This is a genomic window from Streptosporangium sp. NPDC049248, assembly GCF_040678965.1.
Lineage (GTDB): Bacteria > Actinomycetota > Actinomycetes > Streptosporangiales > Streptosporangiaceae > Streptosporangium > Streptosporangium fukuiense.
Genome location: NZ_JBFAQY010000006.1, coordinates 334,752 through 358,141 on the forward strand (window position 1 = coordinate 334,752; position 23,390 = coordinate 358,141).

A 23,390-nucleotide genomic window follows, 5' to 3' on the forward strand; every position below is an offset into this window, starting at 1 on the left:
GCTCCGAACACATCACGTCTAACATCGATCCGTGACCGGGGGAAGCCCGCGGATCCCGCCTTCCGCGGGAGACGCTCTCGACCTGTTGCCCCTGGTGTTCGCCCGTCCCGCCGACGCGCTGGCCGGAGCGCGGGCCGTGCTGGCGGGCGCCCCCTCCTCTCATGACGCCTCCGTCGCCCACCAGGTGATCGGCATCTGGCAGCGCGACTTCGGTGACCTCACGACGGCGATCGGCCATCTCCGGCGGGCCCGCGCCCTGGCGGCCAGGTCCGGTTCCGCGGACCGCGAGACGGACGTGCTGTCGACCCTGGGGGCCGCCCTCGTCCACGCGGGCCGTACCCGGCAGGGGATGGCGGCGCTGGAGACGGCGGTCGAGCGGGGCAGCGGGCTCACCGGCGCCCGCGCGCTGTTCCGGCGCGGCTACACCTGGTGGGTCCTCGGCGGGCACCGGGAGGCGCTCGACGACCTGCGCCGGGCCATCCCCGCCCTGCGCCGGGCACAGGACACGATCTGGACCGCCCGCGCGCTCACCCTCAGGGCCACGGTCCACCTGGCCATGGGGGCCGTGGAACGGGCCGAGGCCGACTTCGTCGCCGCCGAGCGGCTGTGGGACACCACCGACCAGGAGCACGACAAGGCCGACGCGGTGGAGAGCAGGGGGCTGGCGGCGTTCAGGTCCGGCGACCTCCCCGCGGCGCTGCACCACTTCGACGAGGCGGCGAGCCGTTACCGGGCACTCGGCACGCCCATGTTCGTGCTGCACATCCGGCGGTGCGGGGTGCTCCTGGCGGCCGGGCTGGCGCGCGAGGCGCTGGAGGAGGCCGACGCCGCCACGGAGCTGCTGAACCGTACGGGAGGGCAGACGACCCGCGGCGCCGAACTCCTCCTGATCGCCGCGCGGGCCGCGATCGCGGTGGGCGAGCCGCACGCGGCGATCGTCCGCGCGGGCACGGCCGTCCGGCTCTTCTCCAGTCAGCGCCGCGACTGGTGGCAGGCCCACGCTCGGCTGGTGCTGGTCCAGGCCAGGTTCGCGGCGGGCGAGATCTCCGGCCGTTCGGTACGCGACGCCGCCGCGGTCGCGCTGCGGCTGGCGGAGCTGCGCGCCCCCGAGGCGGTCCAGGCGTCGTTGCTGGCCGGTCGCACCGCCCTCGCCCTCGGCGCCGACGCCGAGGCCGAACGGCACCTGGCCGCCGCGGCCAGGGGCAGGGCACGCGGTCCCGCCTTCGCCCGGGTGGACGGCTGGGTGGCGCAGGCACTGCGGGCGGCGGCGGCGGGGCGGACCCGCGGCGTGCTGGACGCCTGCCGACGGGGGCTCGACCTGCTGGACGAGTACCGGATGACGCTGGGCGCCTCGGAGCTGCGGGCGCGGGCCACCGCGCAGGGGGCGGAGCTGGCCCTGCTCGCGCAGCGGGCGACCCTCGCCGGAGGGAGCCCCCGCCGGTTCCTCGGCTGGAGCGAGCGCTGGCGCGCCACGGCGCTGGCGATCCCGCCCACCCGGCCGCCGGACGATCCCGAGCTGCTGCGCGACGTGACGGCCTTCCGGGAGATCAGCAGCCGGATCGAGGCGGCGAGGCAGAAAGGCAGCCCCGCCCCCGCGTTGGAGCGCGAGCAGCGGCGGCTGGAGAAGGGGATCCGCGACCGGACGCTCCGGATGCGCGGTGCGGGCGGCACCGACGGGCACCGCTTCGACGTGGACCTGCTGCTCGACGAGCTCGGTGACGGGTGGCTGATCGAGATCGTCGCCGTCGACGGCGACCTGCACGTCCTGCTCTGCGGCCGGGGCCGGGTGCGCAGGTTCGCCGCGGGACGGCTGGCCGACGCGGCGATCGACGCCGACCACGCCCGCGCGGGCCTCAGCAGGATCGCGTACGGGGGCTCCGCGGCCAGGCTGCCCATCCTCGAAGCCGGCGGGCACCGCCTCCAGGAGTCGCTGCTCGGCCCCGCGGTGCGCCACCTCGGGGAAGGGCCGGTGGTCGTCGTACCGCCGGGCAGGCTGCACGGCGTGCCCTGGGCGCTGCTGCCCGCGCTGGGGACGCGGGTGCTGAGCGTGTCGCCGTCGGCGAGCGCCTGGCTCCGCGCCCGGCGGATCGAGCCGCCGCCGTCACGGGATCGGGTCGTGCTGGTCAGAGGCCCGGGGCTGGCGACGGGCGGTGCCGAGATCCCGCCCCTGGCCGCCGGGTACGGCGAGGCGACGGTGCTGGAGAACGGCACCGCGGTCACCTCGGCCGTGCTCGCGGCGCTGGACGGCAGCAGGCTCGCGCACATCGCCGCGCACGGCACCTTCCGCTCCGACAGCCCGATGTTCTCCTCCCTGGGGATGGACGACGGCCCGCTCACCGTGCACGACCTCGAACGGCTCCGCAGCGCCCCGTACCGGATCCTGCTGTCCAGCTGCGACTCCGGCAGGCTGCAGCCGGTCGGCGCGAACGAGTTGCTCGGCCTCGCCACGGCGCTGCTGCCGCTGGGCACGGCCGGGATCGTGGCGAGCTCGGTGCCGGTCGACGACGAGGCCGTGGTGCCGCTGATGCTCGCCCTGCACGAGGGGCTGCGGCGCGGTCTGAGCATGGCCGAGGCCCTGCGCGACGCCAGGTCGTCGATGCCCGGCGACGCGCTCCACCGTGCGACGGGCTGGTCCTTCTCCGCCATCGGAGCGGCCTGACCCGCTCGGCCGGATCGTCTCACCGGTGCCCGCCCGCCCGGTCGCCGCGCCGGCCGACGGTGAAGAGCCCTTCCAGGCCAGCGCGGTCGCTGCTGCCGAGCCGCGCGTAGGCGTCGCACAGGTGGTTGGCGACCGTGCGGATCGACACCGTGAGCTGCTCGGCGATCTGCCGGTTGGTCAGGCCCGCCGCGGCGAGGCTGACGATCTGCCGCTGGCGGGCGGTCAGCCTCGGCAGCGCGAGGTTGACCAGCGCGGAGCTGCGCGCCCCCTGGCAGGCGCCCGCCAGTGCCGAGGCCCGGTCCCTGGACGCCTGCGAGGCGCGCCGGTCGGGGTGGACGAGGGCGGCGTGCGCGGACGCCTCCGCGGCGTGGAGCATCAGGCCGAGGTCGGCGAGCCCCCGTGCCACCTTGTCCAGGGCGTCCCCGTCGCGCCGGGCCAGCGCGCGGGCGTGCCTCGCCAGCAGGGGAGCGAGGTCCCCCTCCGCGCGGTCGGCCAGTTCCCCGAGCCGGTCGGCGACCAGCTCTGGGGAGCCGAGTCGCACCACGTCGTGCAGGGCGAACAGGTCGTCTCCGAACAGGCCGTCTCCGGCGAGGCCGAGCGCGGACCGCAGGGCGCCGTCGAGGTCCCCCTCGGCGGCGAGTGCCCAGGTCCGTGCCGGTACGGCGGCGGATGCCCACGGCCGGTGGTCCTGGGCGGGCGCCTGCGACCGGGTGTTCTCCGCGGGCGCCGGAGGCCGTGCGCCGGTCACCGGCCACGGGCGCGTCCGGGCCTCCCCGGCGGGGGCGGGACCGCGCGAGAGGGCCTGCCAGGCCGTCGTCAGGTCGCCGACGTAGGCGGCGGCGTGGGCGAGTTCGGCCAGGCAGGCGTGGTGGTGGGGAGAGCGGCGCAGTCCCTCGCGGCTCCAGGCCATGGCCTCGCGGGTCTCCCCGCGGAGCCGGGCGACGCGGGCGCGCCGCGCGCAGAACTCCGGCATCGCGGGCTCGTCCCAGCCGGTGTCGTCCTCGGCCATCCGCTCGCCGATGCCCCGGGGTATCTCCGCGAGCCGTCCCGCGTACGCGCGTGCGGCCAGTTCCTCGCACTCGGCCGCCAGCGCGGAGGCCCGCGGGGCCCTTCGCCCGCCGGAAGGCCCGCCCGAGTGGCAGGGCTCCGCCGCCGCGGCCCGCAGCACCGGGCCGTGCAGCGGGTGGACGAGCCGGTCGTCCACGGTGACGAGCCCCCTCGCCCGCAGGCGTTCGAGGACGGCGGGGGCCAGGAGGGCACCCGGCACATCCGCACCCGCGCTCGGCGCACCCGTGCCCGACGGCTCGCCGGACGCGATGAGCTCCAGCGCCTCCCGCTCCTCGGTGTCGAGGTCGCGGATCGTCTCCTCCACCAGTTCCCGGACGCGCGCGGTGATCGGCGGCGTGCCCCGCCAGGTCCAGGTGCCCGACACGTGGCTCAGGTCTCCGCCGGCGTGCACGGCGACGACCAGCTCGCGCAGCAGCCGCAGGTCGCCGCGGCTCGCCCGGTACAGGCGCCGGACGGTGAGGGCGTCCACGTAGCCGCCCACCGCCCGCGCCAGCAGTTCGGCGCAGGCGCGCTCCGTCAAGGGGGTCAGTGCCAGGCGCGGCAGCAGGTTCTCCGTCCAGAGCCTGGAGACGCCCTCCGGCGCGGGCTCGCCCTCCCTGACCGTGACGAGCAGGCGGGTGCGCCCGCCGAGTGCCAGCTCGTGGACGAGCGCGGCCGAGGCGTCGTCGAGCAGATGGGCGTCGTCCACGACGAGCACCGAGTCACGCATCGCCTCGGGTACGGCCTCGGCGGTCAGGCGGCTCCGGCCGCTGCCCGCCGCACCGGTCACGACGATCCCCCGGCGGCCGGCGGAGAGGTTTCGCCGTACGAGATCAAGCTCCTCAGCTCTGGCCGTGAACGGCCAGGGGGACCGTGGGTTTCTCACAGCGATATGAGGCGCGCCGCCCGCCGGTGATACACGCGGAGCCGAGTGAACCGAGGATGCCGGCCCTTTCGCCGGTACGCGGGCCCAAGGGCGCGCGGTCACCTGGTCGCGGTGGTCTCCTCAGGCAGGGTGGGAGGCTCGAAATCGAACCAGATCGGCTGCCAGTCGCTCAGCTCGTGGAAGCGGCACAGCTCGGCGACGCCGCTGAGCCAGCCCATCCACCCGGCGTACGGGGGGTTGCCCTCGTCGAAGCCGCTCTGCATGAAGGTGAGCCGCGTCGCGCCGTCCGAGCCCTCCAGCTCCCAGGTGGTGACGCCGAGACCCGGCCACTCCAGGGAGAACCTGCGCCCCGGCTCCGCCTCGACGACCTTCGCAGGTGAGCTGTCCGCCTCGAAGCCACCCATGGCGAAGCGCCCGCCGACATACGGCTCGATGTCGATCCGGTAGCCGAACCACCGGCTGAACTTCTCCGAGTCGACGAGCGAGTCGTACACCTCCTGGGGCGAGGCGCCGATGAGGAGCCGCTCCCGCATGCGCGGGGAGGTGAAGTCGCACTTCGGGGTGAGCTCGCGGCCCTCCAGGTGGTCGACCAGGTTCGCGATCGACAGGCACCAGAACGTCTGCAGCATGCCCAGGACGCCGCCGTTGCCGGAGATCGCCTCCCGGTAGTCGAAATGGGTCTGGGAGAGCGACAGGGCGGTCGACTCCGCGCTCTCCTCCTCCAGCCGGATCTCGACCGTCGTCTCCTCGCCGTCGAGCAGCCACGACAGGCGCAGCGTGTGGTCGTCGACGTGCAACGGGCGCTGGTGGGGCGCGTGGCCCTCGGGGGTGTGGCGTCCCCAGAACTCGTACCGTTGCGGCAGTTCGACCTCGGCGTGCTCGGCCAGCCAGACGCGTAGCTCGGCCGGGTCGGTCAGGGCGTGGTGGACGGCCTTGAGCGGTGCGGCCACGCGTGCGTTCAGCCTCATCGGCTCACTCACGGGGTTCTCCCTTGGGGTAGCAGGCCACGGCGAGCTTGAAAGCGTCACCTTCGGTGCCGCCGTAGCGGGTGAAAAGGTCCTGGAGGGTGGACCGGAGGTCGCTCAGGAACTCCTGGCGCCGTTCCGGCGGCACCCGGATCTCGCCGGACACGCCGACGGACGGCAGCTCGGGCGCGGTCCTGTCCAGCGCGCCGATATCGGCCTGGACCTCCTCCATGAGGTCGAGCAGGTAGCCCAGGCCCAGCTCGTCCCGGGTTCCGCGCAGGCCGATCCGGCCGACGAGACGGGGCGAGAGCCAGTAGGAGCGGGCGCTCGCCTGGTAGACGCCCTCGTGGATGCCGCGCACCCTGCGCTCGGACACCTGGGTCACCAGGCCCGCCTCCACCAGGCGTTTCACGTGGTAGTAGACCCGCTGCGGGGTCTGGTCGAGCAGGGCCGCCACCTCGGTGCACGAGCGCGGCTCGGCGAGCCGCCGCAGCACCTCGATACGCTGCGGCTTGAGCAGCGCCTCGGCCTGATCGATCTGCTCCAGATACAGGACATCCCTCATCGCAAAATCGATCCTGTACGTAAAATTTTGTTTTGTCAATGAATCGGGCGCATCGCCCTCGGCGGGGCGGAGTCGCGAGCCCGCATCGCGCGGACGGGCGGGTGTCGAGAGGGCCACCCGTGCGGGCCGGCCGCCTCGCCTTCCGGTCATCGGCCCGGTCGTGGGCCGGGGCGCCGGTCGCTCCGGATGGTGAAAGCCGCCACCGGCGGTCACGGCGGCGGATGGGCGGGAATCCGGCGCCGAGGGTCGTCCTCATCGGGGCTCGGCACCGGAATGGATCGCGGACTCTGCGCCATTTCAGCGGCATTGGGAGCCCATTCCCGTATATATCGCGATAGATGCTTAATTAGTCGGTCATCATCGCGTCTGTCCGAACCTGTGTGAGGCCTGGGGGTGGCGGTCCGGCTTCACGGATTCATCCCCCGGCCGGACTGGTAAGGGCAGATCCAGGCAAAGACCACGCTGCTGAAATTCACCAGCATGGTGTGCGGGACCCGGCCCGCCGTCTCGGTGACCTGGAGCCTGATCACGGAGCCGGCCCGCATCCAGCCCGCCACGTCGTCCTCGGTGGGCTCGTGGCCGTGCAGGCGCAGCATCAGGTCGTGAGGCTGGCCGAATATCCGCAGGTGTAGTTCGCACGTGGGTTCGATATCCGCCATGGTTCGCCGTCCGATGTGGAATAGACCCGGCGGGGTTGTCGGTGTCCCTTCGAGCGTACTCCCGCCGTGCGCGCGCCCCCGAACCCGTGTCCGGCGGATGGCGGGTCATCCTGATCGGCGGTGATGAGATGCCCCTCTCGTGTGCTTTCAAGTGCATTGTCGTAATCCTTTACTTCAAAACTGAAAATACAGGAAAAATGGCTGATTCTTCCTTGTCATTGAGCGGCCAATGAGCATTCAAGTGCTGATTCTCGTGGATATTTTCAGCAATCCGCGATCTCATATTCCCGCCAGTCCTTCGGGATCTTTTCTGGGATGAGGAGAGTCATATGGCCAATTCGCGAAGAATCGCGGCGATCACGGCCGCGATCGCGACGGCGGTCAGCCTCGGGGCCGTCGGCGCGCAGGCGTCGACGGCGGACGCCCGACGGTCGACGGCGGACGCCCGGTCGGAGGCCGCGGCGCCCACGAGGGGGGTCCGGATCACCCGTTTCCTCGGTGAGCAGCGCCTGCCGAACAAGATGCGGTTCCGGGGGACCACGGTCGGCGGCATCTCCGGCATCGACCGTGACCCGCGTACCGGCACCTGGTACCTCATCTCCGACGACCGGTGGCGCTACAACCCGGCCCGCTTCTACACCGGCCGCTTTGACATCAACCCGGTCACCGGAGCCTTCACCGGGGTGAACCTCACCGGGGTCACCACCCTGCGGCGGCCCGACGGGACCCCCTATCCCGCCTACGGCCGGGCCGGGTCCGCCGATCCCGAGACGATCCGCTACGACAGGTGGAGCAACCGGCTGCTCTGGGGTCACGAGGGCGACCGGCCGGACGCGACGCATCCCGAGATCCCGGTCTCCGACCTGTTCGTCCGCTGGACCAACACCCGGGGCCGCCACCTCGGAGAGCTGACGACCCCCCGCAACATGAAGATGACCGCCACCGACAGCGGCCCCCGGCGCAACTTCGGCTTCGAGGGCCTGACCTCCACGGCGCGCACCATCACGGCGGTCACCGAGGGGCCCAGGTACGAGGACGGCGAGCCGCCGACCGCCACCAAGGGCGCCCCGGCCCGCATCACCGTGTGGAGCCGCGACGGCAGGCCGCGCGGGCAGTACGTCTACCCGATCGACCCGCTGCCGGCGGCGCCGATCCCGCCGACCGGCCAGTCCGACAGCGGCGTCTCGGAGATCCTGGCGATCGACGACTACCGCTACCTCGCCCTCGAACGCTCCTGGATCGAGGGCGTCAACTACAAGGTCAAGCTGTACGAGATCGACCTGCGCGGTGCCACGAACGTGCTGAGCAGGGACAGCCTGTCGACCGGCCGCCCGTACCGCCCGGTCTCCAAGCGCCTGGTCTCCGACCTCAGCACGGTGCGGACACCGGTGCAGAACCTGGAGAGCCTCGCCTGGGGACCGCGCCTGCGCAACGGCGAGTGCACGCTGGTGATCGGTTCCGACGACAACTTCAGCGAGCAGGAGGTCACCCAGTTCCTGGCCTTCGCGGCCAGGGGTTGCTGACCGCCGCGAGGTGAGGCCGCCCGGACCCGGGCTCTGAAAGACCCCGGCGCGGCCGGGACCCGTGACACGGGTCCCGGCCGCGCCGCTCCATGAGCGGCCGCGTGAGGCCACTGCGCGCCCGGATGCGATCTCCGGCTCGCCCGCTTCTCGCCCGGTTGGACTCTCCCACTGTGGGAGCCTCCATGCTGGTGACTCCTCCGCTCCCGAGAGGAACGGCTTCTCGCTTCCCTCGGCTGAGGTAGGCGACGGACAAGCCCTGCCCGTTTCGAACCCGGAAACCGTGTCAAGGAGGCGATTCCCCTGCCAGGCGAATCCGGCAGTCCCCTCGCTGGAGCTGATGGCGTGAACGAGGCATACCTGCCGATCGGGCGGTTCGCGAGGCTCTGCCGGCTCAGCGTCAAGCAGTTGCGTCACTACGACGAGCTGGGCCTGCTGACCCCGGACCACGTCGATCCGGACACCGGCTACCGCTACTACCGGCCGGACCAGGCGCGCGCCGCGATGCTGATCGGCCTGCTCCGCTCCATCGACGTACCCCTTACCTCGATCGGGCGGGTGCTGGCCGGCGACACGGGTGCGCTCGGTGGCGTACGCGACCGGATGGAGGCCGATCTGGCGCGCCGCGAGCGCAACTTCGCCGCGCTCGAACGCATCCTCGCAGACGGTCTGCCCCGGCCGGAGGTGACGGTGGTCCGTGAGCCCGCCCGGCGGGTGGCCGTCGTCAGGGACATCGCGACGCCGGACCGGATCGGCGTCGCCACCTCGGCGTGCGTGGCCCGGCTGCTCGCCGCCGTGGGCACCCCGAAGGGGCTGCTGATCGGGCTGTTCCCGCTGGATCTCACGCGGGAACTCGCCGTGGCCGTCACCGTGGAGACGTCCGAGGACGTGCCGGGGACGTCCCCGGACGTGCTGCCCGGCGGCCTGTACGCCTCGGTGACGCACGTCGGTCCTTACGACCAGATCCCGCTCACCGCGCACGCGCTGCTCGCCTGGGTGGGCGAGCGCGGGCACACGCCCGAAGGCCCGCTGCGCGAGGTGTACGTCTCCAATCCCGTCACCACGCCGCAGAACCGGCTGGTGACCCATCTGATGATCAAACTGGAGGACCCGGAATGAACTGGTATTCGGCCGCGGACGATCCCGAAGTGGTGGAGTTCGGTCCCGTGCGCGGCCTCTCGGTCCGAAGACCCTCGCCAGGATGGACGTGCTGATGCGGAGCGAGGGGCTGGTCCGGAACGGCCTGTACCACGAGACCTACCTGTCCGACACGGGGGAGACCGACCCGGAGAAGATGCTGACCGTACTCCGGCAGCCCGTTCGCGCCGCCTGAAGCCGTGGCCGTGATTCGACACCGGGTGTGCGGAAGCCGTTACCGCGCCATTCCGGTCCCTGGCCGGTGTAACTTTCCGCATTAAAGACCGACACTAATTGCCCGGGTCCCGCTGATTCCCGCTCCGCGCGGCTCGCTCGGCTGGATTTTCCCGGCGGGGAAAAACCTTCGAAGACCCGCTTCGCGCTGCCGGCGTGAGGCGGGTTTTCTTCTTTGCGTACCAGGTCATCCAGGTGATCACTGGTCTCCGGTAGGGGGCGTCCGCACCCTCCCGGGAGCTTTCCGGCCCGGGGTTCCGGCCATTGCCGCCTCGGTCGTGGGTGGGCGACTTCCTTTTCTCCGATTCCCGCTCGGAGCCATCCGCTACGCGGCAGAACTTTATTCGCGTAATGGCAGATTTAACAATTTACCTATACGATCGCCGTTCGTGGCTGAAGTTGATCTTTCAGGATCCCGACTGGCTGACGACCTGTTCTTTGTCATGCATGACAATGCGACCGGCCGGATGAGGCTTCATGCCCGCCTGACCGGTCTGGGGCTGGCCGCCGCCATCCTGGGAGAACTGATGCTCGCCGGGCGGATAACCGTGGGATTGGCGGCGGGGCAGATCGGGCTCGTCGTTCTCGACGCGGCGCCGCCCGAGGACGCGCTCACCAGGACCGCCCTGGGCCACGTCGTCGCCGAACCCGCACACCGTTTCCGTACCTGGTTGCAGTTCCTCGCCCGCACGGCACGCGCCGACGTGGCGGCCCGGATGACCGCCGGCGGGCTGCTGCGCCCGCCCGGCAGACGCCCGTCGCGGAGGCAGGTGCCGGTCGACGTGAACATCGCGGCGTGGCCCGGCGGACGCGTCAACCTGGCGATCCAACGCCGTGAGCCACTCAGCGTCCAGGACGGCGTCCTGCTGGGGCTGCTCGTCGCGACCGGCGGCAACCAGCTCGTCCTGTGGGAGCAGAACCCGAGATACCTCTCCGATTCGATCGCCGCCCTCCCGGCGCCGCTCCAGGAACTGATCGCCCAGACCGAGGCTGCCGTAGGTGACTCCGTCATCAGCCGCCGGTGAACCCACCCCCCTCATTTCAAGGATCCCAATGTCCGTGACAGAACGAAGGGCCAGCGCCGTTTCCGCCGCGCTCGCCCAGGACCGCCTCGGTGTGCCGTCGGTGGTGTTCTTCGTCATCTCGGCGGCGGCGCCGCTGACCGTCATCGGTGGCTCGGTGACCGCCGCCTACGCCGCGACCGGCGTGATCGGCGTGCCGCTCGCCTTCATCCTGCTCGGAGCCATCCTGGGCCTGTTCGCCGTCGGCTACGTGACGATGGCCCGTTACGTCGTCAACGCCGGGGCGTTCTACGCGTACACCGCGAAAGGGCTCGGCAGGCCGGTGGGTGTGGCGACCGCGTGGGTCGCGTTGCTGGCCTACAACGCGCTCCAGGTTGGTCTCTACGGCATGATCGGTGCGGCCGCCCAGCCGCTGATCGCCGACTGGTTCGGAAGCTCTCCGCCCTGGTGGGTCATCGGGCTGGTCGCCTGGGTGCTGACCGGGGTGCTCGGCCTCATGCGGGTCGACGTGAACGGGAAGGTCCTTTCGGTCCTGCTGCTGACGGAGATAGCCGTCGTCGTCGTGTTCGACATCGCGGACCTGATCAACCCGGCGGCCTCGGGTTACAGCCTCGACGTCTTCGACCCGTCGAACCTCTTCGTCCCCGGGATCGGAGCGGTGGTCGCGATCTGCATCGCGTCCTTCGCGGGCTTCGAGTCGTCGGTGGTGTTCTCCGAGGAGACCAAGGACCCGAGGCGCACGGTGCCGATCGCGACCTACATCGCACTCGCCGTCATCTCCGGCCTCTATGCGCTGTCGTCCTGGGCGATGACCGTGCCGATCGGCTCGGACAAGATCGTCGAGGCCACGCGCGAGCAGAGTTCGGCCCTCCTGTTCAACCTGGCCGGGCAGCACCTGGGGGCGACCGTCGCCACCATCGGTTCCCTCCTCTTCGTGACGAGCCTCTTCGCCGCGCTGATCGCCTTCCACAACACGATCTCCCGCTACGTCTTCGCCCTCGGCAGGGAGAGGGTGCTGCCCGAGACCTTCGGCCGTACCTCCCCCCGGACCGGTGCCCCGGTCAACGGCTCGGTGGCGCAGAGTGTCATCGGGCTGGTCACGATCGTCATATACGCGCTCTTCGGCCTGGATCCGGTCGTCCAGCTGTTCTTCACCGTCGGATCGTTCGGTGGCCTGGGACTGCTCATGATGCTGGCGGCCACCTCGATCTCCGTGCTGGTCTTCTTCAGCAAGAATCCCAAGGAGGAGAACGCCTGGCGGACCAGGATCGCCCCGGGTGTCTCCTCGGTCCTGCTGATCGTGGTCATCGTGCTCGTCATGGTCAACTTCGACACCGTGCTCGGCGTGGCCCCCGACTCTCCGCTGCGCTGGATCATGCCCGCCGTCTACTTCGTCGCCGTGGGGCTCGGCGTCATGTGGGGACTCGCCCTGCGGGCCAACCGGCCGAAGGTGTACGCGAACATCGGGCGGGGCGCCCAGGCGGCCGTGGGAGGGACCGAATGACAGAGATCATTCGCGTTCGGAACACTCCCGGAGCCGCCGAGACCATTGGTGCGATCATCGCCACCTCCTTCCACGAGCAGGAGATCTCGGCCTGGATGATCCCGCCGGACGACGACCGCCGCCGGGTGATGCCCCCCTTCTTCTCCATGGTCACCGAGAGCGCCCTCGTCCACGGCGAGGTCTACGCGACGGCCGACATGTCCGCCGTGGCCGTCTGGTTTCACAAAGGCGCCGAGCCGCTTCCCGAAATTCCCGACCGGGACGCCCGGGTGGAGGCGTTCGCCGGTCCCCACGCGGAGCGCATCGGGCAGATGGGGGAGGTGATGGACAAGCGCCACCCCCACGACCCGCACCACTACCTGGCGTTCCTCGCCGTACTCCCCGGGCACCAGGGACGGAGGACGGGGACCCGGCTGCTCGGGGAGTACCACCGCGGGCTCGACGAGGCGGGCATACCCGCGTACCTGGAGGCCAGCAGCACCCGCAGCCGCAGGCTCTACCTGCGCCACGGCTATCAGGACCTCGGCGACCCGATGTTCATGCCCGACGGCCCGCCGATGTTCCCGATGTGGCGCCCGCCGAACCTCTGACCGGGCCTCCCGGCGGTCACGGTGTCGCGACCGGACCCGAGGCGCGGGCGGGCCGAACCGTGCGGGCCGTCGCGTCCGGGCCGGTCCGGCCGGTGTCGTACGAGTGTGATGTGCTCCCCTTGGGCGGATACGGCACTGATCGGGCTGCTAGCATTCGTTCCATGATCTTCTTCTTCCACCTGCGTTAAGGGACCGTCGGCGAGGCGAGGAACCCCCGTCGTCGACGAGGCGGGGCGGCGTGGCGCCGTCCCGAACCTTGACGTGGGAGAAGAACGATCATCATGCGCACTCGCGCGCGTTTTCTCACCGCCCCGCGTCCCAGCGCCCTCGCCGTCTCGTGACGGCGGCGCGCCTGGTGGCGCGGTGCGTCCGAGGACTGGAGCCCGTCGTGGCCTCCGAGATCCTCCAGCTCGGACTCGGCCCGATCACCCGTCTGGGCCACCGTGAGGTGCACTTCCGCGCGCCTCGGCCGGAGCCCGGGGTGGTCCGGCTGCGCACCGCGGACGACGTGTTCCTGCTCGCCGCCCAAGTGCCGGACATCGGAGCGGCCAGAACGGGTGTCGACGCGCTCGCCGAGCTCGCGGCCGTCACCGATGTGGACACGCTGCTCCGGCACCGGCTGGCCTGTGGAGGCTCCGGTGACCTCACCGGTGTCGAGGTGTCGGCGTCCTTCCTGGGAAGGCGGAACTTCAACCGGTACGACGTCGAGGACGCCGTCGGCCGGGCCCTGGCGTGGCGGCTGGGAGCCGGCTACCACTCGCGGCGCGGGGGCGCCGCGCCCCCGCCGGCCCACAGCGCGTGGCGGCTGATCCTGGACGGCACCCGGGCGACGCTCCTGCTGAGGATCACCGACCGGCCGCTGCACCGCCGCACCTACAAGCGGTGCACGATCCCGGGCACCCTGCATCCTCCGCTGGCCGCGGCGATGGCCCGGATGGCCGACATCCGGTCCGACCACCGGGTGCTCGACCCCTGCTGCGGTGCCGGAACCCTGCTCATCGAGGCCGGGCGGCTGCGGCCGGACGCCCGCTTCTGCGGCTTCGACCTGGACCCGGACGCGCTGCGGGCGGCGCGTACGAACGCGGCGGATCTGCGGGCCGTCACCGTCCGCCAGGCCGACGCCGGTGACCTGCCGCTGGCCGATGGCAGCGTCGACCGCGTCGTGTGCAACCCGCCCTGGGGTACGCAGGTCGCCGCGCACGGCCTGCTCGACGGGGCTTTCTCCCGGTGGTGGACGGAGCTGCGGCGGGTCCTCGCTCCCGACGGAATGGCGGTGGTGCTGATCCCCGACACCGACGACCTCGGCACCGCCATCCGGCACCGGCTGGTCCCCGTCCACGTCCAGCAGGTCCGGCTCTCCGGCGCCAGTTCGTACATCGTCCGGCTCACGGCGGGGGAGCGGCGTCCACGACAGCCGTCCCGGCGTCGAACACAGGGAGGATGAGCGCGGCGGGGGCGACCCCGCCGGCTTCCGAGTGGCGGAGGGCGAGCGGTGCCGGATCGCTGAGACTCAGCGTGCCTGGATCCACCAGATGACGCCGGTGACCACGGCCGAGCCGGCAGCGGTCGCGATGCCGCAGACGAACGCGAGCCCGACGGCTCGGATCAGGCGGTGAACGGTCCGATTCTGGAGGTTCATAACGGGTCTCCCTGTGCGGTCCGACCCTGTCTGGCCGGGTGTTGGGAGAAGAGTGCGCCGGTAGTGGCTGGTAAGTCGTGGATCGCGGGCGCCGCGGGCGATTCGGTTCTAGGCTCCTGATCACGGATCTGCCCGCCGCCGCCCGCAGCGGGCACCGCCTGTCCGGGCGGCAGCGAGGAGTGGACGGTGTCTGAGGCGGCTCGCAGGCTGTACGACGAGTTACGAGCCCTGGAACGTCGTGCCAGAGCCGCCCGCCGGGCGGCGGGTGCCGTGAGTTCGCGGCGAGAGGCGGCGAAAGCCCTGGCCAGAGCCCCCTACATGGTGACCGTGCACGCCCAGCGGTTCAGTGACTGGCTGCCGGACGACCCGGCCAGGGCTCACGTGCCCATGGCGGCCGACAGCGACAAGGTGCTGGCGATCGTGCGGCTGTGGAGCGTGTGGGCAGGTGAACCGCCCCCAGACCGGCGCTACTGGAACAACCTGATCGACGCCGCCCAGCCGGCGCGCCTGCCCGGTGAGACGACGGGGAAAGGGCCGGCCCGGGGCAGGCCGATAAGCCGGTGGGATCCGTTCGATCTGGGCGTGCACCGTGCGATCGAGCACGGTGAGAATCCGCAGCCGCCACCTCTCGCCGCGTTGCCGAGGTATGTCCGTCGTGGTCACGACGCCGAGCTGCGCGATCTGCTGGACCCCTGCCGCGGCAGTGTGATGGCGGTGCTGGTCGGCGGATCCTCGACCGGCAAGACCCGCGCCTGCTACGAAGCCGTCAAGGACATTCGGTATCTTTCCGGCTGGCAGATCGTTCATCCGGCCGACGGCGGGGAACTCGACGAGTTGCTCGCGGGGAACGTGGCGTCCCGGTCGCTGCTCTGGCTGAACGAGACGCGGCTGTATCTCGAAGGCGAGCACGGCCCGTCGATCGCCTCGCGCCTGCGGCGGCTGCTCACCGACGACCGCAGGCTTGTCGTGGTGCTCGGCAGCATGTGGCCGAAGTACTGGCAGACCTTCACCGCGCAGCCGGAGGAGGGAGCGCCGGACCGGCACGCCCAGATACGGGAACTGCTCAAGATCAGCCGGGTCCACAAGGTCGACGTCCCGGACGACTTCTCCCTGGCGACCGATGCCGAGCGAGCCGAGCTGGACTCCCTGTCCGTTGTGGATCCACGGCTGGCCACCGCGTTGCGGACCGCGGGGCCGAGCATGAGGATCATCCAGGTTCTGGCCGGTGGCGAGATGCTGGTCGATCGGTACGAGCACATCTTCGGGCCCCACGGCCGAGCCCTGATCACAGCGGCGATGGACGCCCGCCGCCTCGGTCACCGTGAACCGCTTCCCGCGACACTGCTGGAACAGGCCGTCTCCGGCTACCTGACACCCGCGCAGCGGGCCGTGGGCGGCGGCTGGTTCGCCTCCGCGCTGGCGGACGCGACCGAGACCGTCCGGGGGATTCACGCTTTGGAGCCGAATCGCATCGCGCCGGGAATGGGGCCGCCGGACTCCTACGGCCTGCACGACTACCTTGATCAATATGCCCGGGGCGCACGCGGGAACGCACGCCTGCCCGCCGAGGCATGGGATGCCCTGGCCGACCACGCCGTCGGCGCCGATGATCGGGACCTGCTGGCGGCGGCGGCCGAGCTCCGCTACCTCTTCCAGTACGCTGTGCGCCTGGCCCAGCCGGCGGCCGAGGCGGGAAACATCTCGGCCATGTGCCGGCTGGGGGCCCTGCTGTACGAAGCCGGGCACCGGGAAGCGGGCGAGCGCCGGCTCCGGCAGGCCGTCGAAGCCGGCAATGGTTGGGCGGTGGGCAGGCTCGTCACCTGGCTGAAGCAGGCCGGGCGCGAGGACGAGATGGAGCCGGTGGTGCGTGGTGCCGCGGAAAGGGGCCACGCGCAGTCGATCGCCGCACTCGCCTCCCGGCTGAGGGACACCGGTCGTTCCCACGAAGCGGACGACTGGCTGAAGAGACTGCGTCAGGCAGCCGAGGCCGGCGACCGTGAGGCGATGCTGTGGTGGACGGCGACGCTTCGGTGGTCGGATCACCCCGAGTACGAGAACTGGCTCCTGCGTGGCGCCGAAGCCGGTATCCGCGAGGCGATCGTCTCCATGTCCGACAGAAAGATGTGGACCCGCGACGATCCCGCGGTCGAGTCGGTCCTCCGCCAGGCGGCCGATCGTGGCGACGGAACAGCGCTGAGAATGCTCCACCGCCTGCTCGTCGGTAAGGGACGTGAGCCGGAGGTGAACCAGATGTGGACCGGCGCGGCGCGCGGGGGCAGCGCCTACGCGATGCGCGTCCTCGGGGCAAGGCTGCTGCACGCCGGCGAGAACGACGGCGCCGAACGGTGGCTGTGTCGCGCCGCCCGCGCCGGTGACGGTGACGCGATGTGCGTCTGGGCGGGTCTGCTGGCGCGCGCCGGGGACGACGAGAACGTCGAACACTGGCTTCGCCGCGCGGCCGAGGCGGACAACGACACCGCGGTGACCCTGGGTCCCATGTGGATCGCCGGCGGGGAGCACCGTCAGGACGCCAGGGAGGCGTTGCGGACCGTCGTCGAAACCGGTGACAGCAGAATTTCCCTGCTCAGCAGGGTCGCGTTCGGGCCTGTGACCGAGCGGTGGTTGCGCGAGGTCGCCGAAGCCGGCGGCACATCCGCCATGAAGGACCTGACCCTCCAACTGGAGCGGGCCGGGCGCCACACGGAGTCCGAACGGTGGCTACGTCACAGCATCGAGGCGGGAGTCCCCAAATCCGACCGCCGACTGTGGTTCCTGCTCCAGCACCTCGGACGCGCTCAGGAGGCACAACGGCTCCAACGTTTCGGCATCGAGGTCGGCGGCCGTACGTCAGACCCCTGGTGACCGAACCGGGCCGGTAGAGCCGGAGACACAGGCCGACGAATGTCAGCTCCGCTCCACCGGGAGCTTGGTCGAACAGTCTACGGTCGCTCAGCACGTGCCTCACGTCCTCGAAACGAGTGACGAACCGGGCCCGAGTGCCGTTGGTACGGATGACCTCGGTGGTGAGTGGCTTCGCCGGTGGCCCGTCACCGGATCCACTTCACCGACCACACCGGCAAGACGGTCCCGCACTGCCACATCCTCAGTCACGAGGACGCGGGTATGAGGGCGGCCGGGGGGTCAGAGCAGGGCGCGGACCTCGCGTTCGAAGCCCGCGACGTGTTCGGCGGCGAGCCGGGCGGCCCGCTCCTCCTCGCCGTCGACGACGGCGCGCAGCAGCGGGCCGTGCTCTCCGACGTGGCCCGCCATGCCGGGGAGCCGGTCGACGAACAGGCACCAGATCCGGGTGGCCAGGTTGTCGTAGCGGACCAGGGTGTCCTCAAGGTAGGGGTTTCGGGTGGCGGCGTACAGGGCGCGGTGCACGCGCAGGTCGAGACGCATCAACTGCTCCGGCGACAGGGTGGAGATGCGCTCGGGGGCCAGTTCCGCGCCGAGCTCGCCGAGTGCGATCCGGTCCGCCGGCGTGGCGCGCAGGGCCGCCTTGGCCGCGGCCACCGGCTCCAGTTGCTGCCGGACCTCGGAGATGTGGGCGAGGTCGGTGATGTTGACCTCGGTGGCGAAGGTGCCGCGGCGCGGGTAGGCGACCACGAGCCGCTCGCCCTCCAGCCGCTTCAGTGCCTCGCGGACGGGTGTCCTGCCCATGTCGAGCGAGGCGGCGAGCTGGTCCTCCTTGATCGGCATCCCGGGGCGGATGTCGAGCATGACGAGCCTGTCGCGGATGGCTCGGTACGCCTGCTCGGAGAGCGAGAGCGGTGCCCCGTCGCCCCCTGCGTTGACCGTCGCTCGCACCTGACGTAGATTACCCCATCAACTGATATATCAATAGTTTACTAGGTGGCCTCGACCCGAACGGAGCCTCGGCGTGACCACGAACCCGCTCCCCGAACACCCCGACCTGCTCTGGCGCAACCCGGAGCCGAAGCCGTCGTACGACGCGATCGTCGTGGGCGGCGGCGGGCACGGGCTCGCCACCGCCTACTACCTGGCCAGGAACCACGGCATCGGCAACGTGGCGGTGCTGGAGAAGGGCTGGCTGGCCGGTGGCAACATGGCCCGCAACACCACGATCATCCGCTCCAACTACCTGTGGGACGAGAGCGCCGGGATCTACGAGTTCGCGCTGAAGCAGTGGGAGCGGCTGCCCGAGGAACTGGACTACGACTTCCTGTTCAGCCAGCGGGGCGTGCTCAACCTCGCCCACACCCTCCAGGACGTCCGCGAGGCCCGCCGCCGGGTCGACGCCAACCGGCTCAACGGCGTCGACGCGGAGTGGCTGGAGGCCGAGGAGGTGGCCGAGGTGTGCCCGATCGTCGACATCTCCCCGGACGTCCGCTACCCGGTGCTGGGCGCGACGTTCCAGCCCCGGGCCGGCATCGCCAAGCACGACCACGTGGCCTGGGCCTTCGCCCGCGCCGCGGACGCGCTGGGCGTGGACCTCATCCAGAACTGCGCGGTCACCGGCTTCGTCAAGGACGGCGACCGGGTCGTCGGCGTGCGCACCACCCGGGGCACCGTGAACGCCGGGGTGGTCGGCCTGGCCGCCGCCGGTCACAGCGGCGTCCTGGCGGAGCAGGCCGGCTTCCGGCTGCCGGTCCGGTCGCAACCTCTGCAGGCACTGGTCTCCGAGCTGTACGAGCCGGTCCACCCCACCGTGGTCATGTCGAACCACGTGCACGTCTACGTCTCGCAGGCGCACAAGGGCGAGCTGGTCATGGGCGCCGGGGTGGACTCCTACAACGGCTACGGCCGGCGCGGCTCCTTCCACGTCATCGAGAAGCAGATGGCGGCGGCGATCGAACTGTTCCCGATCTTCGCCCGCGCGCACGTGCTCCGTACCTGGGGCGGCATCGTCGACGTCTCCCCCGACGCCTCGCCCATCATCGGCAGGACGCCCGTGGAGAACCTCTACGTCAACTGCGGCTGGGGGACCGGCGGTTTCAAGGCCACCCCGTCGGCCGGATGGACCATGGCCCACACCATGGCGACCGGGGAGCCGCACCCGCTGAACGCGCCGTTCTCCCTGGAGCGGTTCACCACCGGCGCCCTCATCGACGAGCACGGCGCCGCGGCCGTGGCCCACTGACCCAGAAGGAGCCGCATGCTGCTGCTGAACTGTCCCTGGTGCGGGCCGCGGGACGAGACCGAGTACCACTACGGCGGGCAGGCCCACGTCCGCTACCCGCAGGCCCCGGCCGACCTGACCGACCGGGAATGGGCCGAGTACCTCTTCTTCCGCGACAACCCCGAGGGCCCCTTCGCCGAACGCTGGGTGCACAGCGCCGGCTGCCGCCGCTGGTTCAACGTCGTGCGGGACACCACCAGCTACCGGGTGCTCGCCGTCTACCGGCCCACCGACCCCCGCCCGGAAGGATCGCGATGAGCGCCCAGCCCCACCGGCTCCCGTCCGGCGGCCGGATCGACCGCGACACGGTGCTCCGCCTCACCGTCGACGGCCAGGAGCTGACCGGCCACCCGGGTGACACCGTCGCCTCGGCGATGCTGGCCGCGGGCAGGCTCGACGTCGCCCCCTCGATCTACCGGGGGCGCCCGCGCGGCATCGTGGCGGCCGGTGTCGAGGAGCCGAACGCGCTGCTTGAGGTCCTCGGGCGGTGCTCGGAGTCGATGCTCCCGGCCACCACGGTCTCCCTCGTCGACGGGCTGGCCGTGCGGACGCTGTCCGGCCTGGGCCGGCTCGACCCCACCGGTGACGAGGCCGTCTACGACAAGAGGTTCGCGCACACCGACGTCCTGGTCATCGGTGCCGGCCCGGCGGGGCTCGCCGCGGCCTCCGCCGCCGCCAGGTCGGGCGCCCGGGTGATCCTGCTCGACGAGCAGTCCGAGCCGGGGGGATCGCTGCTCTCCTGCCGCCAGGAGACGGTGAACGGCTCGCCCGCGCTGGACTGGGTGCGCGAGGTGGTGGCCGAACTCGAATCCGCCCCCGAGGCGAGGGTGCTCAGCCGTACCACCGCCTTCGGCAGCTACGACGACAACTACGTGGTCGCGGTCCAGCACCGCACCGACCATCTCGGTCACCCGGCTCCCGAGGGCGTGTCCCGCCAGCGGGTCTGGCACATCCGGGCGGCGCGGGTCGTGATCGCCACCGGTGCGCACGAGCGCCCGCTGGTCTTCGCGGGCAACGACCGCCCCGGGGTCCTCCTGGCCTCGGCCGTGCGCGGCTACCTCAACCGGTACGCGGTGGCGCCCTGCTCCCGCGCCGTGGTGAGCACCACCAACGACAGCGCGTACGACACGGTGACCGACCTGGTCGCGGCCGGTGTCGAGGTGGCGGCCGTGATCGACGCCCGTCCCGCCCTGTCGCCGCGCGCGGCCGAGGTCGCCGGGACCGGAGTGCGTGTCGTGCCGGGCAGCGCGGTCGTCGAGACGACCGGCGCCCCGCGGGTCGGCGGCGTCTTGGTCGGCGCGCTGGACGAGGACGGACTGCTCGGCGGCGACGTCGAGGCCGATGTCGAGGCCATCGCGTGTGACCTGCTCGCCGTCTCCGGCGGCTGGAGCCCGGTCGTACACCTGCACAGTCAGCGGCAGGGCGGGCTGCGCTGGGACGACGTGCTCGCGGCCTTCGTACCCGAGGGGACCGTCCGCGACCAGCAGGTGGCCGGTTCGGCCCGGGGCACCTTCGACCTCGGCGGCTGCCTTGAGGAGGGCACCGAGGCCGGGGTCGCGGCCGCCGTGGCCGCCGGGTTCCCGATCGAGGCCGAGGCCCCGGTGGGGCGGGCGGCCACCGGCGAGTACGGGCCGGTCCGGCAGCTCTGGCTGGTGCCGGGGCGGACCGGCGGGCCGGCCGACTGGCACGAGCACTTCGTCGACCTGCAGCGCGACCAGACCGTCGCCGACGTCTGGCGGGCGACCGGCGCGGGCCTGCGCGGCATCGAGCACGTGAAGCGCTACACCTCGATCGGCACCGCGCACGACCAGGGCAGGACCTCCGCCGTCAACGCGATCGGCGTGATCGCCACCGCCCTCGGCGCGACACCCGGAGAGATCGGCACGACGTCCTACCGGGCGCCGTACACCCCGGTCTCCTTCGCGGCCCTCGCCGGGCGCGAGCGGGGCGACCTCCTCGACCCCGAACGGACCACCCCGATCCACCCCTGGCACGTCGCGCACGGCGCCAGGTTCGAGATCGTCGGGCAGTGGCTGCGCCCCCGGTACTTCCCGAGGGACGGTGAGGACATCGACGCGGCGGTCGCCCGCGAGAGCCGGGCCGCCCGGCGGGGCGTCGCCATGATGGACGCCTCCACGCTGGGCAAGATCGAGGTCTGCGGCGCCGACGCGGGCGAGTTCCTGGACCGCGTCTACACCAACGCCCACCGGAGACTGCCGGTCGGCTCCGCCAGGTACGGGGTCATGTGCAGGCCCGACGGCATGATCCTGGACGACGGTGTGAACCTGCGCCTCGACGAGAACCGCTTCCTGCTCACCACCACCACCGGCGGTGCGGCCGGTGTCCTCGACTGGCTTGAGGAGTGGTTGCAGACCGAGTGGCCCGAACTGGACGTGTACTGCACCTCGGTGACCGAGCAGTGGACGACGATCGCGGTGGTGGGCCCGAGATCGCGGCAGGTGGTCGCGCGGGTGGCCCCGGACCTGGACGTCTCGGCCGAGGCGTTCCCGTTCATGACCTTCCGCGAGACCACGCTGGCCTCCGGCGTGCCCGCCAGGATCTGCCGGATCTCCTTCTCCGGCGAGCTCGCCTACGAGATCAACGTGTCGGGCTGGTACGGCCTCGCCGTCTGGGAGCAGGTGTACGCCGCCGGAGCGGACCTCGACATCACGCCCTACGGCACCGAGACGATGCACGTGCTCCGCGCGGAGAAGGGTTACCCCATCGTCGGGCAGGACACCGACGGGACCGTCACGCCGCAGGACGCCGGCCTGGACTGGGTGGTCTCGAAACGCAAGGACTTCATCGGCAACCGCTCCTACACCAGGGCGGACACCGCGCGGGCCGACCGCAGGCACCTGGTCGGCCTGCTGCCGGCCGACCGGGTGACCCGGCTGCCCGAGGGCACGCAGATCATCGCGCCGGACACGCCGGTCACCCCGGAGCGGGGACCCGTCCCGATGCTCGGGCACGTCACCTCCAGCTACCACAGCGAGGCGCTCGGCCGGCCGTTCGCCCTCGCTCTCGTCGCCGGCGGCCGGGATCGGATCGGGGAGACCCTCATCGCCTGCGTGGGCGACTCCCCGGTCGAGGTCGAGGTCACCGGACCCGTGCTGTACGACCCGGAGGGGAGCAGGCGTGACGGCTGAACTGCGGCGGAGCCCGCTGGCGCATCTGGAGGACCGGATGCGCGCCGCCCGGGGCGGGTCACTGCGGGAGCTGCCGTTCCTGACCATGATCTCCGTCCGGGTGGTACCCGGATCCGCGGCCTTCGACCGGATCGGGGCGGCCCTGGGGGGCGGCCTGCCGGAGCGGGTCGCGGACACCACTCGGGCGGGAGCGCACACCGCCCTGTGGCTGGGCCCGGACGAATGGCTCGTGGTCTCGTCGGCCGACCCCGGCCCGCTGGTGGCGGACCTTGTCGAGGCACTGGCGGGTGATTCCGGCACGGTGGTCGACGTGTCGGCGAACCGGACGATCCTTGAGCTCAGCGGGGCCGCGGCGCGTCAGGTGCTGGAGAAGGGCTGCCCCGCCGACCTGCATCCCCGGTCGTTCGGCCCCGGCGACGCGGTGACGACCACGCTCGGACCGGTGCCCGTGCTGCTCTGGCAGTCCGGTCCCTCGACGTACCTGATCCTGCCCCGCTCCTCCTTCGCCGACTACGTCGCCCGGTGGCTGCTCGACGCGATGACCGAGTTCGCCTCCCCCGAGGTGCGCTGAGACGGCAAAGGCATCGGCTCCGCTCCGCAGTGGTCTTGATTATGGTCATGAATGGATTTCGGCGGCGATCCTCTCTGCCTCCGTAAAGAGAGGATCGCCG

Annotated in this window: 19 protein-coding genes; 13 read left to right on the forward strand and 6 right to left on the reverse strand. The window is 71.6% G+C overall.

Features of this window, described 5'->3' with window-relative positions; all coding sequences use genetic code 11:
* Positions 1-31 precede the first annotated feature (31 nt).
* On the forward strand, positions 32-2,659 hold the full coding sequence (locus AB0K21_RS15080) for a CHAT domain-containing tetratricopeptide repeat protein (RefSeq protein WP_364150200.1): 2,628 nt from the start codon (positions 32-34) through the stop codon (positions 2,657-2,659).
* Positions 2,660-2,678: 19 nt separating this feature from the next.
* On the opposite strand, the gene AB0K21_RS15085 is transcribed toward AB0K21_RS15080, so the two are convergent.
* From AB0K21_RS15085 to AB0K21_RS15100, 4 genes are all read right to left on the reverse strand, one after another.
* Entirely contained in the window at positions 2,679-4,592 is a 1,914-nt protein-coding gene (locus AB0K21_RS15085; protein WP_364150203.1) for a helix-turn-helix transcriptional regulator, read from the reverse strand.
* A gap of 98 nt (positions 4,593-4,690) precedes the next feature.
* Positions 4,691-5,572 (reverse strand): SRPBCC domain-containing protein, encoded by an 882-nt coding sequence (locus tag AB0K21_RS15090; RefSeq protein ID WP_364150206.1) that lies wholly within the window; start codon positions 5,570-5,572, stop codon positions 4,691-4,693.
* Entirely contained in the window at positions 5,565-6,122 is a 558-nt protein-coding gene (locus AB0K21_RS15095; protein WP_343965792.1) for a helix-turn-helix domain-containing protein, read from the reverse strand. Before AB0K21_RS15095 ends, AB0K21_RS15090 begins: the two co-directional genes overlap by 8 nt.
* A gap of 407 nt (positions 6,123-6,529) precedes the next feature.
* Positions 6,530-6,781, reverse strand: coding sequence for a hypothetical protein (locus tag AB0K21_RS15100; RefSeq protein ID WP_343965794.1), 252 nt, complete (start codon positions 6,779-6,781; stop codon positions 6,530-6,532).
* 329 nt (positions 6,782-7,110) lie between these two features.
* Between AB0K21_RS15100 and AB0K21_RS15105 the strand changes: the two genes are divergently transcribed.
* The 7 genes from AB0K21_RS15105 to AB0K21_RS15135 all read left to right on the forward strand — a co-directional run bounded on the left by AB0K21_RS15105 (position 7,111) and on the right by AB0K21_RS15135 (position 14,232).
* Entirely contained in the window at positions 7,111-8,304 is a 1,194-nt protein-coding gene (locus tag AB0K21_RS15105) for an esterase-like activity of phytase family protein (RefSeq protein ID WP_343965797.1), read from the forward strand.
* A gap of 342 nt (positions 8,305-8,646) precedes the next feature.
* Complete coding sequence (locus AB0K21_RS15110) at positions 8,647-9,420, forward strand: MerR family transcriptional regulator (RefSeq protein ID WP_364150211.1); 774 nt, start codon at positions 8,647-8,649, stop codon at positions 9,418-9,420.
* An 82-nt stretch (positions 9,421-9,502) separates the two neighbouring features.
* Positions 9,503-9,634 carry a hypothetical protein gene (locus AB0K21_RS15115; RefSeq protein ID WP_343965802.1) on the forward strand — a complete coding sequence of 44 codons (132 nt, stop codon included), beginning with the start codon at positions 9,503-9,505 and terminating at the stop codon, positions 9,632-9,634.
* Between the two features lie 427 nt (positions 9,635-10,061).
* Complete coding sequence (locus AB0K21_RS15120) at positions 10,062-10,697, forward strand: GPP34 family phosphoprotein (protein ID WP_343965804.1); 636 nt, start codon at positions 10,062-10,064, stop codon at positions 10,695-10,697.
* A 28-nt stretch (positions 10,698-10,725) separates the two neighbouring features.
* Entirely contained in the window at positions 10,726-12,198 is a 1,473-nt protein-coding gene (locus AB0K21_RS15125) for an APC family permease (protein WP_343965806.1), read from the forward strand.
* The gene (locus AB0K21_RS15130; RefSeq protein WP_364150216.1) at positions 12,195-12,788 is read left to right on the forward strand and encodes a GNAT family N-acetyltransferase; all 594 of its coding nucleotides are present in this window, start codon (positions 12,195-12,197) and stop codon (positions 12,786-12,788) included. Before AB0K21_RS15125 ends, AB0K21_RS15130 begins: the two co-directional genes overlap by 4 nt.
* Before the next feature lie 388 nt (positions 12,789-13,176).
* The gene (locus AB0K21_RS15135) at positions 13,177-14,232 is read left to right on the forward strand and encodes a methyltransferase domain-containing protein (RefSeq protein ID WP_364150219.1); all 1,056 of its coding nucleotides are present in this window, start codon (positions 13,177-13,179) and stop codon (positions 14,230-14,232) included.
* A 66-nt stretch (positions 14,233-14,298) separates the two neighbouring features.
* Here the strand turns inward: AB0K21_RS15135 and AB0K21_RS15140 are convergent, their stop codons facing one another.
* Positions 14,299-14,427, reverse strand: coding sequence for a hypothetical protein (locus AB0K21_RS15140; protein ID WP_343965811.1), 129 nt, complete (start codon positions 14,425-14,427; stop codon positions 14,299-14,301).
* A gap of 186 nt (positions 14,428-14,613) precedes the next feature.
* Between AB0K21_RS15140 and AB0K21_RS15145 the strand changes: the two genes are divergently transcribed.
* The gene (locus tag AB0K21_RS15145) at positions 14,614-17,289 is read left to right on the forward strand and encodes a hypothetical protein (RefSeq protein WP_364150223.1); all 2,676 of its coding nucleotides are present in this window, start codon (positions 14,614-14,616) and stop codon (positions 17,287-17,289) included.
* Positions 17,290-17,568: 279 nt separating this feature from the next.
* On the opposite strand, the gene AB0K21_RS15150 is transcribed toward AB0K21_RS15145, so the two are convergent.
* Entirely contained in the window at positions 17,569-18,237 is a 669-nt protein-coding gene (locus AB0K21_RS15150) for a GntR family transcriptional regulator (protein WP_343965815.1), read from the reverse strand.
* Positions 18,238-18,310: 73 nt separating this feature from the next.
* Here AB0K21_RS15150 and AB0K21_RS15155 point away from each other — a divergent pair, with 73 nt between their 5' ends.
* Genes AB0K21_RS15155 through AB0K21_RS15170 form a run of 4 tightly spaced genes read left to right on the forward strand, consistent with a single transcriptional unit; the run spans position 18,311 to position 23,290 of the window.
* The gene (locus AB0K21_RS15155; RefSeq protein ID WP_343965817.1) at positions 18,311-19,531 is read left to right on the forward strand and encodes a sarcosine oxidase subunit beta family protein; all 1,221 of its coding nucleotides are present in this window, start codon (positions 18,311-18,313) and stop codon (positions 19,529-19,531) included.
* A 15-nt stretch (positions 19,532-19,546) separates the two neighbouring features.
* Complete coding sequence (locus AB0K21_RS15160) at positions 19,547-19,828, forward strand: sarcosine oxidase subunit delta (protein ID WP_364150228.1); 282 nt, start codon at positions 19,547-19,549, stop codon at positions 19,826-19,828.
* Positions 19,825-22,719, forward strand: a complete 2,895-nt coding sequence (locus tag AB0K21_RS15165) for a sarcosine oxidase subunit alpha family protein (RefSeq protein ID WP_364150231.1) — start codon at positions 19,825-19,827, stop codon at positions 22,717-22,719. Before AB0K21_RS15160 ends, AB0K21_RS15165 begins: the two co-directional genes overlap by 4 nt.
* On the forward strand, positions 22,709-23,290 hold the full coding sequence (locus AB0K21_RS15170; protein ID WP_364150234.1) for a sarcosine oxidase subunit gamma family protein: 582 nt from the start codon (positions 22,709-22,711) through the stop codon (positions 23,288-23,290). Before AB0K21_RS15165 ends, AB0K21_RS15170 begins: the two co-directional genes overlap by 11 nt.
* The last annotated feature ends 100 nt before the right edge of the window (positions 23,291-23,390 follow it).